General features: G+C 56.4%; 15 protein-coding genes. 5 read left to right on the forward strand and 10 right to left on the reverse strand.

Features of this window, described 5'->3' with window-relative positions; genetic code table 11:
- Positions 1 to 69: 69 nt before the first annotated feature.
- Positions 70 to 2,205, forward strand: coding sequence for an ornithine decarboxylase (locus tag LG383_RS00575; RefSeq protein WP_225758096.1), 2,136 nt, complete (start codon positions 70 to 72; stop codon positions 2,203 to 2,205).
- Positions 2,206 to 2,242: 37 nt separating this feature from the next.
- Here LG383_RS00575 and LG383_RS00580 read toward each other — a convergent pair whose 3' ends face one another.
- The 4 genes from LG383_RS00580 to mutY all read right to left on the reverse strand — a co-directional run bounded on the left by LG383_RS00580 (position 2,243) and on the right by mutY (position 6,272).
- On the reverse strand, positions 2,243 to 3,502 hold the full coding sequence (locus LG383_RS00580) for a nucleoside permease (protein WP_225758097.1): 1,260 nt from the start codon (positions 3,500 to 3,502) through the stop codon (positions 2,243 to 2,245).
- A 237-nt stretch (positions 3,503 to 3,739) separates the two neighbouring features.
- A complete protein-coding gene (gene mltC / locus LG383_RS00585) occupies positions 3,740 to 4,819 on the reverse strand; it encodes a membrane-bound lytic murein transglycosylase MltC (RefSeq protein ID WP_225758098.1) in 1,080 nt (359 codons plus the stop codon).
- A 102-nt stretch (positions 4,820 to 4,921) separates the two neighbouring features.
- On the reverse strand, positions 4,922 to 5,194 hold the full coding sequence (locus LG383_RS00590; RefSeq protein WP_032613973.1) for an oxidative damage protection protein: 273 nt from the start codon (positions 5,192 to 5,194) through the stop codon (positions 4,922 to 4,924).
- A gap of 25 nt (positions 5,195 to 5,219) precedes the next feature.
- Positions 5,220 to 6,272 (reverse strand): A/G-specific adenine glycosylase, encoded by a 1,053-nt coding sequence (gene mutY, locus LG383_RS00595; protein ID WP_225758099.1) that lies wholly within the window; start codon positions 6,270 to 6,272, stop codon positions 5,220 to 5,222.
- Positions 6,273 to 6,416: 144 nt separating this feature from the next.
- Here mutY and trmB point away from each other — a divergent pair, with 144 nt between their 5' ends.
- The 3 genes from trmB to LG383_RS00610 are packed head-to-tail and all read left to right on the forward strand — an operon-like array spanning position 6,417 to position 8,234.
- Positions 6,417 to 7,136: a tRNA (guanosine(46)-N7)-methyltransferase TrmB gene (gene trmB, locus LG383_RS00600; RefSeq protein ID WP_106994339.1), complete on the forward strand. Its 720-nt coding sequence runs from the start codon at positions 6,417 to 6,419 to the stop codon at positions 7,134 to 7,136.
- On the forward strand, positions 7,136 to 7,462 hold the full coding sequence (locus tag LG383_RS00605; protein ID WP_106994340.1) for a YggL family protein: 327 nt from the start codon (positions 7,136 to 7,138) through the stop codon (positions 7,460 to 7,462). The genes trmB and LG383_RS00605 overlap by 1 nt, the downstream gene beginning before the upstream one ends.
- 52 nt (positions 7,463 to 7,514) lie before the next feature.
- Positions 7,515 to 8,234 (forward strand): DUF2884 domain-containing protein, encoded by a 720-nt coding sequence (locus tag LG383_RS00610; RefSeq protein WP_106994541.1) that lies wholly within the window; start codon positions 7,515 to 7,517, stop codon positions 8,232 to 8,234.
- A gap of 81 nt (positions 8,235 to 8,315) precedes the next feature.
- Here LG383_RS00610 and LG383_RS00615 read toward each other — a convergent pair whose 3' ends face one another.
- The 6 genes from LG383_RS00615 to LG383_RS00640 all read right to left on the reverse strand — a co-directional run bounded on the left by LG383_RS00615 (position 8,316) and on the right by LG383_RS00640 (position 12,032).
- Positions 8,316 to 8,654 carry an endonuclease domain-containing protein gene (locus tag LG383_RS00615; protein ID WP_106994341.1) on the reverse strand — a complete coding sequence of 113 codons (339 nt, stop codon included), beginning with the start codon at positions 8,652 to 8,654 and terminating at the stop codon, positions 8,316 to 8,318.
- 63 nt (positions 8,655 to 8,717) lie between these two features.
- Positions 8,718 to 9,860 (reverse strand): radical SAM family heme chaperone HemW, encoded by a 1,143-nt coding sequence (hemW, locus tag LG383_RS00620; RefSeq protein ID WP_225758100.1) that lies wholly within the window; start codon positions 9,858 to 9,860, stop codon positions 8,718 to 8,720.
- Positions 9,853 to 10,446: an XTP/dITP diphosphatase gene (locus tag LG383_RS00625; RefSeq protein ID WP_106994343.1), complete on the reverse strand. Its 594-nt coding sequence runs from the start codon at positions 10,444 to 10,446 to the stop codon at positions 9,853 to 9,855. Before LG383_RS00625 ends, hemW begins: the two co-directional genes overlap by 8 nt.
- A 3-nt stretch (positions 10,447 to 10,449) precedes the next feature.
- Positions 10,450 to 10,746 (reverse strand): DUF167 family protein YggU, encoded by a 297-nt coding sequence (gene yggU, locus LG383_RS00630; RefSeq protein WP_225758101.1) that lies wholly within the window; start codon positions 10,744 to 10,746, stop codon positions 10,450 to 10,452.
- Entirely contained in the window at positions 10,743 to 11,309 is a 567-nt protein-coding gene (locus tag LG383_RS00635; protein ID WP_106994345.1) for a YggT family protein, read from the reverse strand. Before LG383_RS00635 ends, yggU begins: the two co-directional genes overlap by 4 nt.
- A gap of 21 nt (positions 11,310 to 11,330) precedes the next feature.
- Positions 11,331 to 12,032, reverse strand: a complete 702-nt coding sequence (locus tag LG383_RS00640; protein ID WP_225758102.1) for a YggS family pyridoxal phosphate-dependent enzyme — start codon at positions 12,030 to 12,032, stop codon at positions 11,331 to 11,333.
- 17 nt (positions 12,033 to 12,049) lie between these two features.
- Between LG383_RS00640 and LG383_RS00645 the strand changes: the two genes are divergently transcribed.
- Entirely contained in the window at positions 12,050 to 13,027 is a 978-nt protein-coding gene (locus tag LG383_RS00645) for a type IV pilus twitching motility protein PilT (RefSeq protein ID WP_225758103.1), read from the forward strand.
- Positions 13,028 to 13,122: the final 95 nt, after the last annotated feature.

Below are 13,122 nucleotides of genomic sequence, written 5' to 3' on the forward strand. Positions count from 1 at the left end.
ACACATTCGTTGGGCAGGGGGGACTCCCTGTCCGGGGCTTTTTCTCGCCTTGCACGGGTATTTGCGCTTATGAAATCAATGAAAATTGCCGTCAGCCGCGAGCTGGCGTCCGCCTTGTCCACGCACCGGGAAGTGGTGACGCTGGATAACACAGATTTTACGGATGTGGCGGCAGTCGTCATTACCGTCGCTGACAGTCACAGCGGCATCCTCGCGTTGCTGAAACGCACCGGCTTTAAGCTGCCGGTATTGATGTTCTCGCCCCAGCCTGTTGAGATACCGGCGGGAGTTGATGCGGTGATCGATGGCAAAGCGCAGGAGTGGTTAGAGCTCGAAGCGGCGGCCTGTCGCTATGAAGAGAACCTGCTGCCGCCGTTTTTCGACACCCTGAGTCAGTATGTGGCGATGGACAACAGCACTTTTGCTTGTCCGGGGCACCAGCACGGCGCGTTCTTTAAGAAACACCCCGCCGGACGCCAGTTCTTCGATTTCTTTGGTGAAAATGTCTTTCGTGCCGATATGTGCAACGCCGACGTGAAGCTGGGCGATCTGCTGATCCATGAAGGTTCCGCCAAACACGCGCAAAAGTTCGCGGCGAAGGTGTTTAATGCTGACAAGACCTATTTCGTCCTTAACGGCACCTCGGCCGCCAACAAGGTAGTAACCAACGCGCTGCTGACCCGTGGCGATCTGGTGCTGTTTGACCGTAATAACCATAAATCCAACCACCATGGCGCGCTAATCCAGGCCGGGGCCACGCCGGTCTATCTTGAAGCGGCGCGTAACCCGTTTGGCTTTATCGGCGGCATCGATGACCGCTGCTTTGACGAGACCTATCTGCGGGAGCTGATCCGTGAAGTCGCCCCGGAAAAAGCCCGTGAAGCGCGTCCGTTCCGTCTGGCGGTGATCCAGCTCGGCACCTATGACGGCACCATTTATAATGCCCGCCAGGTGATCGACAAGATCGGTCAGCTGTGCGACTACATCCTGTTTGACTCCGCGTGGGTGGGTTACGAGCAGTTTATCCCGATGATGGCCGACAGCTCGCCGCTGTTGCTGGAACTTAACGAGAACGATCCGGGGATCTTTGTCACCCAGTCGGTGCATAAACAGCAGGCCGGGTTCTCCCAGACCTCGCAGATCCACAAGAAGGATAACCATATCCGCGGCCAGGCGCGTTTCTGCCCGCACAAGCGTCTCAACAATGCCTTTATGCTGCACGCCTCTACCAGCCCGTTCTACCCGCTGTTTGCGTCTCTCGACGTTAACGCCAAGATCCATGAAGGAGAGAGCGGGCGTCGGCTGTGGGCCGAATGCGTAGAGCTGGGGATCGAAGCGCGTAAGGCGATTATCGCCAACTGCAAAATGATTCAGCCGTTTATCCCGCCAGAAGTGGCTGGTCGCCCATGGCAGGATCATCCTACCCATGCGATTGCCAGCGAGCTGCGCTTCTTCAGCTTTGAGCCGGGGGCGAAATGGCACGGCTTTGAAGGCTATGCCCGGGAGCAGTACTTTGTCGATCCGTGCAAGCTGCTGCTGACCACGCCGGGCATTGATGCCGAAAGCGGGAAGTACACCGATTTTGGTATCCCGGCGACCATTCTGGCGCACTACCTGCGCGAGAAAGGCATTGTCCCGGAGAAGTGCGATCTCAACTCCATTCTCTTCCTGCTCACCCCGGCGGAGAGCGCAGAGAAGATGGCGCAACTGGTGGCAATGCTGGGCCAGTTTGAACAGCACATCGAAGACAACACCCCGCTGGCCGATGTCCTGCCGACCATCTGGAAGAAGTATCCGGTGCGCTATCGCGACTACACCATTCGTCAGCTCTGCCAGGAGATGCACGATCTGTACGTTAGCTTTGACGTGAAGGATCTGCAGAAAGCGATGTTCCGCAAAGAGAGCCTGCCCACCGTGGCGATGAATCCGCAGGATGCTAACCAGGCCTTCATCCGCGGTAACGTCGAGCTGGTGCGCATCAGTGAAGCCGAAGGGCGCATTGCGGCAGAAGGCGCGCTGCCATACCCGCCAGGCGTGCTGTGCGTTGTGCCGGGCGAACTGTGGGGCGGGGCGGTACAGCGTTACTTCCTGGCGCTGGAAGAGGGCGTCAATTTGCTGCCCGGGTTTTCACCGGAGTTACAGGGCGTTTACAGCGAGAAGGATGCGGACGGGATTAAGCGGTTGTACGGCTATGTACTGAAGTAAAAAAATCCCCCCTCCGCCAGGAGGGGGGACTTACAGATTAATGCGCGACAGGAGTCTGCGCACCTGTTGGCGTACGAACATGTTTGTACTTGAACAGCACCATGAACGCGAAGGCCAGAACCAGTGAGTAGCCGGCAAAGATCAGCCACACCGGCTGCCAGTCAGTAATCCCGTTGGTGGTATACATCTCCACAACCTTACCGCTCACCACACCGCCGAGAATACAGCCGAAGCCGTTGGTCATCATCAGGAACATACCCTGGGCGCTGGCACGGATTTCCGGGCGTACTTCTTTTTCCACAAACACCGAACCGGAGATGTTGAAGAAGTCGAAGGCACAGCCGTAGACGATCATCGACAGTACCAGCAGCACGGTACCGAAGGCTGACGGGTCGCCGTAGGCAAACAGACCGAAGCGCAGCATCCACGCGAAGATACTGATCATCATCACGTTCTTAATGCCGTAGCGGCTCAGGAAGAACGGGATGGTCAGGATGAACAGCGTTTCGGAGATCTGTGAAATCGACATCATCACCGACGCGTGCTCAACGATAAAGCTCCCTGAGAACAGCGGGTCGTTATCGAAGCTGTGCAGGAAGGTGTTGCCGAACATGTTGGTGATCTGCAGTTCCGCACCCAGCAGCATGGAGAAGATAAAGAAGATCGCCATGCGTTTGTTTTTAAACAGCGCGAACGCATCCAGACCGAGCATTGCGCTCCAGCTCTGGTTTTTCTGCTGATTAGAGACCGGAATATGCGGCAGGGTCAGGGTAAACAGCGCCAGTACCAGAGACAGGGCAGCACCGATATAGAGCTGCATGTGGCTCAGTTCGAAGCCGGCGAAGCTGACAGCCCACATCGCCATAATAAAGCCGATGGTGCCCCAGATACGGATCGGTGGGAAGTCCGTCACGATATCCATACCGGCTTCTTTCAGACGGTAGTAGGAGATGGTGTTAATCAGGCCCAGCGTTGGCATATAGGCCAGCGAGTTGAACAGGATCACCAGGAACATCGCCCCCGGCGTCGTGACCTCGGCCGCCATAAACAGCGTACCTGCCCCCACCAGATGGCAAAGCGCATACACCCACTTGGCGCTTATCCATTTATCCGCCACGATCCCGAGCAGCGTCGGCATCAGAACGGCGGCAATGCCCAAAGAACTGTAGACCGCGCCGATTGAGGCGCCATCGAACTTGAGCGTGACAAACATGTAGGAACCGAGCGTGGTTAGCCAGCTCCCCCACAGACAGAACTGCAGAAACGACAAGATTTTAAGCTGCAGCTTAAGGTTCATGTTACTTTCCTCACAAGAGAGCGGGCTGTATGTTGGTGTAGAAACATTTGGGTTTTGTATTTGATGCAATTCTATCAGCGAGTGGCGTGATGTTTTGTTACCTCCCGCAAAAAAATGCAATCAACATTAATTTGCAGTTTGGATTGTGATGCAAATAACACTTTCCTATGGATGAGGTCTGGACAGCTGGAGAGCATCTTTACCCTCTCCGGGGAGGAGAGGGTAAAAGAGAGAAGGCTACTTTCTACGATAGTTCTTTTGCGCCGTATTGACCTTGTACAGGTAGCGGCGTGACTCGGCGGCGGGGTGACGGGTGGTCAGGGTCTGGTAAACATCCCCTGGCGACATGCTGTTGATAATGCTTGCCGCCTTCAATTTATCGTTGGAGAAGACCCGCAGCACGCTGCCCGCGCCACCGTTATAGGCGGTGATCACCGCATAGCGGCGCGAGGTCGGGTTATCGATACCGCTCAGGTAGACGTTGTTCAGCATCGCCAGATAGGCGGTGCCGGTATCAATGTTACTCGCAGGATCGAACAGATAGCTGCGGCCCGGCATGCCGGATTTCCCCTGCGCGCGGAAGACATCTTTCCCGGCGCTGTGCTGGACAACCTGCATCAGGCCCAGGGCGTCGGAGCGACTCACCGCATACGGGTTAAACGAGGATTCGGTCTGCATAATCGCCAGGATCAGCGACTCATCGACACCGTATTTACGCGATGCCTGGCGTACCATCCCGAAGTATTTGTGCGCACGTTTATCGAGGTGGTTTGGCACCAGGTTAATGGTTACGCTGTAGATAACACGCAGGCCATTGCTGCGGCTTTTCAGGCGCGTCTGCAACAGGTATGTGGCAAAGCTGTTGGCGCGACCTTCCCAGCGAATCGACTGCCCGGTCTGATCCACCACCTGACCATACAGGAACGGCTCTTTCGAGATGGTGGTGTCGTCGGCGTCAGAGTACAGGTCGATTGAGCCCGGATCGTCGCCCATCAGCAGGGTTTTCACGATCGCCTCGCGTAAACGCGCCGCAGGATCGGTTCCGGCGATGGTCTCGACGGTGATGGTACCCTCGTCAAAGTTGATGTGGCTGCGGGTCTGGTAGGCGTCGGTGTACTTAACGTAGTCCTTCGGTCCGGCGATCAGTACCTCGTTAAATCCCCATATGTTTTCGATGTTGTGGGCAAACTGCCCCATCAGAATGTCAAAACCGTTGGTGTCCTTCAACCAGGCTTCGTTATAGCTATCGCCTTTATTACTGGAGGAACACGAAACAAGTAACGGTGCAACAAGAGCAAGCGCTAAAAATTTTTTCATCATTCCGGGAGTGCGTGTTGTGTTGGTTCTGGGGCTGTTTTCGCCGGGTGGCGCTACGCTTACCCGGCCTACAAACCGTAGACCAGGCATGGCGGCACGATATTATTTTTCTGGTGGTGTATAGCCTTCAATGTGAACGTCTTTGCCTTCAAACAGGAAATTCACCATCTCCTGCTCCAGCTGCTTGCGGTGTTCAACGTTCATCATGTTGAGCTTGCGCTCGTTAATCAGCATGGTTTGCTTTTGCTGCCACTGCGCCCATGCCTCTTTGGAGATCTCGTTGTAGATGCGCTTACCCAGATCGCCCGGATAGAGCTGGAAGTCCTGACCTTCTGCGTCGCGTTGCAGGAAGGTACAAAAAATTGTTCTGGCCATACTGATTCCTCTTTGTCGCCCGGAGCTAAACCATTGCCCCGATACGTAATTGCTGTAACAGGCGCTCTACGGGAGCTGCCAGCCCCACTGACGGCGGTTGCGCTAAGTTATACCAGAGAGCGGTGCCTTCATCCATGCACGCGGTGAATGAGGACACGGGAAGCCACATTGGAACAATATCCAGATGGAAGTGGCTGAAGGTATGGCGAAACGCAGTGAGCTGCACAAGAGTATCAGCAGGGATGCCGCGTTGCGCCAGCCAGTCGCGAAGACTCTCTTCATCTTCAAACTGCGGGAAGCAGAATAAGCCGCCCCACAAACCGCTTGGCGGACGCTGGGCGAGATAGACCGTCTCTTCGTGCTGCATCAGCAGAAAATAGCCGGTGCGCTCGGGCAGCGTCTGCTTCGGTTTTTTACCGGGATACTGTGCCCAGCTGTGGTTGGCATAAGCCACACACAGATTATTCAGCGGACAGAGTTCGCATTTGGGCTTCGAGCGGGTGCAGACCATCGCCCCTAAATCCATCATCGCCTGGTTGAAGCGTTCGACGCCGTTAGCAGGGGTGACCGCTTCGCTAATTTCCCACAGGCGCTTCTCCACCTCTTTCTTGCCCGGCCAGCCACCAACGGCATAGCAGCGGGCCAGCACGCGCTTCACATTGCCGTCGAGAATAGGGAAGTGTTTACCCAGCGAGAGGGAGAGGATCGCGCCGGCGGTGGAGCGCCCGACACCCGGCAGGGCGGCGACTTCATCGAAGGTTTCCGGGAATTTTCCGCCGTGCAGCGATACCACCTGCTGGGCGGCTTTATGCAGATTGCGGGCGCGGGCATAGTAGCCGAGTCCGGTCCACAGATGCAGCACCTCATCAAGGGGGGCGTTCGCCAGATCGGTCACGGTGGGAAAACGCGCCATAAAGCGCTCAAAGTAGGGGATAACGGTAGTGACCTGCGTTTGTTGCAACATCACCTCAGAGAGCCATACTTTATAAGGCGTTTTTTCAGTTTGCCAGGGCAGGGTTTTACGCCCGTATTTGTCGTACCAGTCCAGCACCTGGGCTGAAAAATGAGAGGCTTGCATGGTCTTCGCTTCGCGATATCAGGGACGCAGATTGCAGCACAGAGGCATGCGGCTGTAAACCGGATCTTTCCCATGCTTGCATCCCATCATTAACTTTGGATAATGCCCGTTTCCCGAACATTCTCACAAGCAGACTACTCTTTTATGAAAAACGACGTCATATCACCGGAATTTGATGAAAACGGTCGCCCGCTGCGCCGTATTCGCAGCTTTGTCCGCCGTCAGGGTCGCCTGACAAAGGGGCAGCAACACGCGCTGGATAACTACTGGCCGGTGATGGGCGTGGAGTTCACCGAACAGCCGCTCGATTTCGTTGAGCTGTTTGGCCGCGACGCGCCGATTACGCTGGAGATCGGTTTCGGCATGGGCGCTTCACTGGTGACCATGGCAAAAGCGCGTCCGGAGCAGAATTTCCTCGGCATTGAGGTTCACTCCCCGGGCGTGGGCGCGTGCCTGGCAACGGCCCATGAAGAGGGCGTTGAGAACCTGCGGGTGATGTGTCATGACGCGGTGGAAGTGCTGCACAAGATGATCCCTGACAATTCTCTGAACATGGTTCAGCTCTTTTTCCCTGACCCATGGCACAAAGCACGTCATAATAAACGCCGTATCGTTCAGGCTCCTTTTGCTGAGCTGGTAAAAAGCAAACTGAAGCTGGGTGGCGTTTTCCACATGGCGACCGACTGGGAACAGTATGCGGAACATATGCTGGAGGTGATGTCAGCGCTCGACGGGTATAAAAACCAGTCGGTGAGCAACGATTATGTGCCGCGTCCTGACTCACGTCCGGTAACGAAATTTGAACAGCGTGGCCATCGTCTTGGTCACGGCGTATGGGACTTAATGTTCGAGAGGGTGAAATAATGGCAAAGAACCGTAGCCGTCGTCTGCGTAAGAAAATGCACATCGAAGAATTCCAGGAAATTGGTTTTTCGGTTGCATGGCGTTTCCCGGAAGGCACCAGTGTAGAAAAAATTGATGAAGACGTGGATGCGTTCATCAATGAAGTTATCGAGCCGAACAAGCTGGCGTTTGACGGCAGCGGCTACCTGGCGTGGGAAGGTCTGATCTGCAAACAAGAGATCGGCCAGTGCACCGAAGAGCATCAGGCTATCGTGCGTAAGTGGCTGGAAGACCACAAATTCGAAGAGGTACGCGTCAGCGAACTTTTCGATATTTGGTGGGACTAATAGAGCATCAGGGGCCAGCAATTGCTGGCCCGTTTTGTCTGAGGGAGAATATATGATGCGCAAAACGCTGCTCGCTGCGGCTTTAATGACCACGGCTCTGACCGCTCACGCAGATTACAAATGCGAAGTCACGCCGCGTGACGACGTGATCCTGAGCCCGCAAACCGTGCAGGTAAAAGGTGAGAACGGCAATCTGGTGATCACCCCGGATGGCAACGTCATGTTTAACGGCAAGCAGTATCAACTGAGCGCAGCCCAACGTGAACAGGCAAAAGATTACCAGGCCGATCTGCGCAGCGCGCTGCCGTGGATCGACGAAGGCGCTCTGACCCGCGTGGAAAAAGGCCGTGTCGCGCTGGATAAGATCATCGCCAAAGAGGTGGGGGAGAGCAGCAATATGCGCTCGCGCCTGACCAAACTGGACGCCCAGCTAAAAGAGCAGATGAACCGGATTATTGAGCATCGTACCGATGGCCTGACGTTCCACTATCAGGCCATCGATCAGGTGCGTGCCGATGGCCAGCAGCTGGTAAATCAGGCGATGGGTGGCATTCTGCAGGACAGCATCAACGAGATGGGTGCCAAAGCGGTGCTCAAAGGCGGCGGCAACCCGCTGCAGGGCGTGCTGGGTAGCCTGGGTGGTCTGCAAACCTCGATTCAGAACGAGTGGAAGAACCAGGAAGCGGATTTCAAAGCGTTCGGCAAAGACGTGTGTAAACGCGTGGTGTCGCTGGAAGAGAGCCGCAAGGGGCTGGTGGGATCGCTGAAGTAGGTTAGTGCGGTCTGGGCCCCTCACCCCGGCCCTCTCCCCATGGGAGAGGGAGTTAATGTTCCCTCTCCCTGTGGGAGAGGGTTAGGGTGAGGGCATCAGGTACTGCAGATGTTCCAGAATAGTCATTAACACTCCCTCCTCATTCATCCTGAATTCATTATTCCAGAACCGAACCACCCGCCAGCCTTGCGCATTAAGATACGCGCTTCTGCGCAGATCATATTCCTCATTATCCTGATGTTGTCCGCCATCCAGCTCAACAATTAAGTGTGCCTTAAAACACGCAAAATCAACGATATAAGCGCCAATTGGCATCTGGCGGCGGAACTTGTAGCCATAGAAATGACGCCCCCGGAGTAAATACCAGAGACGTACCTCTTCAGGCGTCATATTTGTTCGTAGCTGTTTTGATTTTTCCATCCCCGCACTCTGCCAGCTTTTCCTTCAGCCAGCAGAACGGGATGCAAAATCCTGAATCAGGCTTCAGGACTCTTCGGCGAGGAACAGCTCAAGCAGGGAGTTTAAGAACAGTTTGCCATGCTCGGTGATCTGCCAGTACTCCGCGCATTCGGTCAGGTATCCCTGCGCCAGCGCCTCGTCAATCTGCGGGCGAATCACCGACTCCGGTAATCCGGTATACAGCGCAAACTCCGCGCGCGGCGCGGCTTCCAGCAGACGGAAGCGGTTCATAAAGAACTCAAATGGCTTATCTTCGGCTTCGACGTCGTGCTGGCGCTCCAGATAGCGTCCTTCCATATAGCCACGCGGGTGACGCGTTTTGGCGGTACGCAGAATACGACCGTCCGGGAAGGTCACTTTGCCATGGGCGCCGCAGCCAATGCCCAGATAGTCACCAAAACGCCAGTAGTTCAGGTTGTGCTGGCACTGGTAGCCCGGCTTCGCATAGGCCGAGGTTTCGTACTGCTGATACCCGGCGGCGGTCAAAAGCCTATGGCCCTGCTCGAAAATATCCCACAGCGCGTCGTCATCAGGCAGCACCGGCGGGCGCGAACCAAACAGCGTGTTCGGCTCAATGGTCAGCTGATACCAGGAGAGGTGCGGCGGGTTCAGCTCAATGGCCTGACGTAAATCGTCCAGCGCTTCCTCCAGGGACTGATCCGGCAGGCCGTGCATCAGGTCGAGGTTAAAGCTACGCAGGCCCAGGCCGGTTGCCAGATGTGCGGCGCGCTTAGCTTCACCCGGACCATGAATACGCCCCAGACGCTTTAACTTCGGCTCGCTGAAGCTCTGTACCCCAATGGAGATCCGATTTACACCGGCACGCTGATACTCGACAAAACGATCGGCCTCAACCGTCCCCGGATTGGCCTCCATGGTAATTTCTGCATCCGCTGCCAGATTGAGGCGCGCACGCACGCCATCCAGCAGCGTCTGCATCGCCGGGCCTGAGAGCAGGCTCGGCGTACCGCCACCAATGAAGATAGTCTTAACTTCACGTCCCTGCGCGTAAGCTACGTCGGCGTCCAGATCGGCAAGCAGATGCTGAACGTAATCGTCATGAGGCACTTCGCCTTTCAGCGCATGCGAGTTGAAATCGCAGTACGGGCATTTCTGCACGCACCACGGGATGTGAATATAAAGGCTCAGAGGTGGCAAATTAGCCATTACGTAACGCTTCCAGTAACAGTTTCAGTGCGCGCCCACGATGGGAAATCGCGCTTTTTTCGTCGCGGGTCAGCTCCGCAGCGGTCTTGCCCTCAGACGGGACAAAGAAAATAGGGTCGTAGCCAAAGCCGCCGTTGCCTGCCGCTTCGCGGGCAATCACACCCGGCCAGCTGCCGTGACAGACAATCGGCGTAGGATCATCGGCATGGCGCATATAGACCAGCACGCAGTGGAACTGCGCCTTGCGCCGATCATCCGGTACGTCCTTAAGCGCTTCCAGCAGCTTTTCGAGGTTCTGCTGGTCGCTGGCATCGACGCCGGAATAGCGGGCGGAGTAGATCCCCGGCGCGCCGCCCAGCACGTCCACCGCCAGACCAGAGTCATCGGCGATAGCCGGCAGACCGGTGACCTGCGCCGCGTGGCGTGCTTTCAGAATGGCGTTTTCAATAAAGGTCAGGCCGGTCTCTTCGGCAGAGTCCACGCCCAGCTCGGTTTGCGCAACCACATCCAGACCAAAATCATTTAACAGCGAGGCCAGCTCGCGCACCTTACCGGCATTACCGGTAGCGAGAACAACTTTTTGCATGTGTTAATCCTGTTGTATCAGAGCCGCGACTTCCGTCGGGATTTGTTGCGGGTTCAGAATTTTGACCTGCTTATGGCGCCCCAGTTCACCTTTCTCGAGAAGCACCTGGCTTTTCGCGACGCGAAACTGTTTTGCCAGATACTTCACCAGATGGGCATTAGCCTGGCCATCCACAGGAGGGGCAGTGATGGCGACTTTTACTTCGTCGCCATGCAGCCCGACAATGGAGTCACGGCTGGCTTTCGGCTGAATATACAGCCGTAAAACCAGCCCGTCGGCGCAGGTGCTGACAGCACTCATAACGCCATCCACAGCCCCGGCAGCAGAATGTTGCCCGTGGACTGCAGCAGTTCAGCGATACCCATGTTGAGCACGTACAGCAGCAGCACGAGGATCATTGGGGAGAAGTCGATCCCGCCCATGGCAGGCAGCAGGTTACGGATCGGACGCAGCAGCGGTTCGGTAAGCTGAATCAAAGAATATTCTACCGGACTGCGGCCCCGGCTGACCCAGCTCATGATTGCCATCACCATCAGCACCCAGAACACCAGCAGGCCGATCGTTTTCAACAGGATCAACACCGCCGCGATCCAGATGATCGGCTGGAAGGTGATGACCATAAACAGCACGATCGCTTTCACCACGCACAGGATCAGCGCAACCAGCAGAGAGGCACTGTCAATGGGGCCCATCGGCGGGATCACCCGGCGCAGCGGCCCGATAATCGGCTGGGTCACTTTGACGACAAACTGTGAGAAGGGGTTGTAAAAATCACAACGAGCCCACTGCATCCAGACGCGAAGCAAAAGCACCATCGTATACAGTTCAATGACGGTTGAGAGCAGGAAGGTCAACGTCTTCATGGCGTTCCTCAGGTTTCCTTATTATTGGGTGTAATCGCGCGCACCGAAAATTGCTGTGCCGATGCGCACCATGGTGCTGCCAGCCGCAATCGCGGCAGCCATATCGTCCGTCATGCCCAGTGAAAGCGTGTCGACCGTTGGGAAGCGTGTTTTAAGCGCCTCAAATGCTACAGCCATTTGCCGGGCGACGGCAAACTGCCTGTCGTAATCTGACTCCGGGGCCGGGATCGCCATCAGTCCGCGAAGCGTCAGGCCAGGCAGCGCCGCTACCTGATCCGCCAGCTGATCCAGCTCTTCCAGAGCAATACCTGACTTGCTGTTTTCGTCGCTGATATTGATTTGAATCAGTACGTTAAGCGGTGGCATCTCTGCCGGACGCTGCTCGCTCAGACGGCTGGCGATGCGCAGCCGATCGACGGTATGACACCAGTCGAAATGCTCCGCCACCAGTCGGCTTTTGTTCGACTGTAAGGGGCCGATAAAGTGCCACTGCAGATCCGCGGTGCCTTTCTCCTGGAAGTGGCGGATTTTTTCCACTCCTTCCTGCACGTAGTTTTCACCGAACATGCGCTGGCCTGCATCAATCGCTTCTGCGATGGCGCTCGCAGGTTTGGTTTTACTGACTGCAAGCAACGTAACTTCTTCTGAAGCACGGCCGCAACCTGTTGCCGCGGCTGAGATTTTGTTCCTGACCTGTGCCAGGTTATGCGCAATGTCGTTCATTTTCCGAGGATCATTAAATGGATATGGAAGAAATTGTGGCCCTTAGTGTAAAGCATAACGTGTCGGATCTACACCTGTGCAGTAACGCACCACCGCGCTGGCGACGACGAGGGAAGATGGAGTTCGCCCCTTTTCCGGGGCCGGACGTCGTGATGCTGCTGAAAAGCTGGCTTAGCGACGAACAGCAGGGGGCATGGTGCGCTCAGGGGCAGGTGGATTTTGCCGTCGCCCTGGAGAACAACCGGCTGCGGGCCAGCGCCTTCGCCCATACACAAGGGTGCTCGCTGGCGCTCCGGCTGCTGCCGGAACAGTGCCCGCAGCTGCGTACCCTGGGCACACCGCGGGCGATCCCCGAGCTGCTGACCAGCGATAACGGCCTGATTCTGGTGACCGGGGCCACCGGCAGCGGCAAGTCCACCACGCTGGCGGCGATGGTCGACTTTCTCAATCACCACAGCGACGGGCATATCCTGACGCTCGAAGATCCGGTGGAGTTCATCCATCAGAGCAAGCGCTGTCTGGTGCAGCAGCGGGAGATTGGCCTGCATTGCCCTTCCTTTGCCGATGCGCTGCGGGCGGCGTTGCGTGAAGATCCCGATGTGATCCTGCTGGGTGAACTGCGCGACAGCGAGACGATCCGCCTTGCGCTCACTGCCGCCGAGACCGGGCATCTGGTACTGGCGACTCTCCATACCCGCGGTGCGGCGCAGGCGATAGAGCGGCTGGTGGATGCTTTCCCGGCCGACGAGAAAGAGCCGGTACGTAAGCAGCTGGCGGGCAGCCTGCGGGCGGTGCTGGCGCAAAAGCTCGAAAGGGATAACCAGCAGGGGCGCGTCGCGCTGTTTGAGTTACTGGTTAATACCCCCGCAGCGGCAAATTTAATCCGTGAAGGTAAAACCTTCCAACTGCCGGGCGTCATCCAGACCGGGTTGCAGGCCGGCATGCAGAACTTCGAGCAGAGCCGTGCTGAGCGCAGGGCACAGGGCCGGCTTTAATGCGCGGGCTTACGGCAGAGAATGATTTTCACGGCCTTGTATACTTATGTATGGGCGGTAAAATCGAGCCTCTGATTGCACACATTGAAAGCGAC

Source organism: Leclercia sp. Marseille-Q4284, assembly GCF_916618945.1.
GTDB lineage: Bacteria > Pseudomonadota > Gammaproteobacteria > Enterobacterales > Enterobacteriaceae > Enterobacter > Enterobacter tamurae.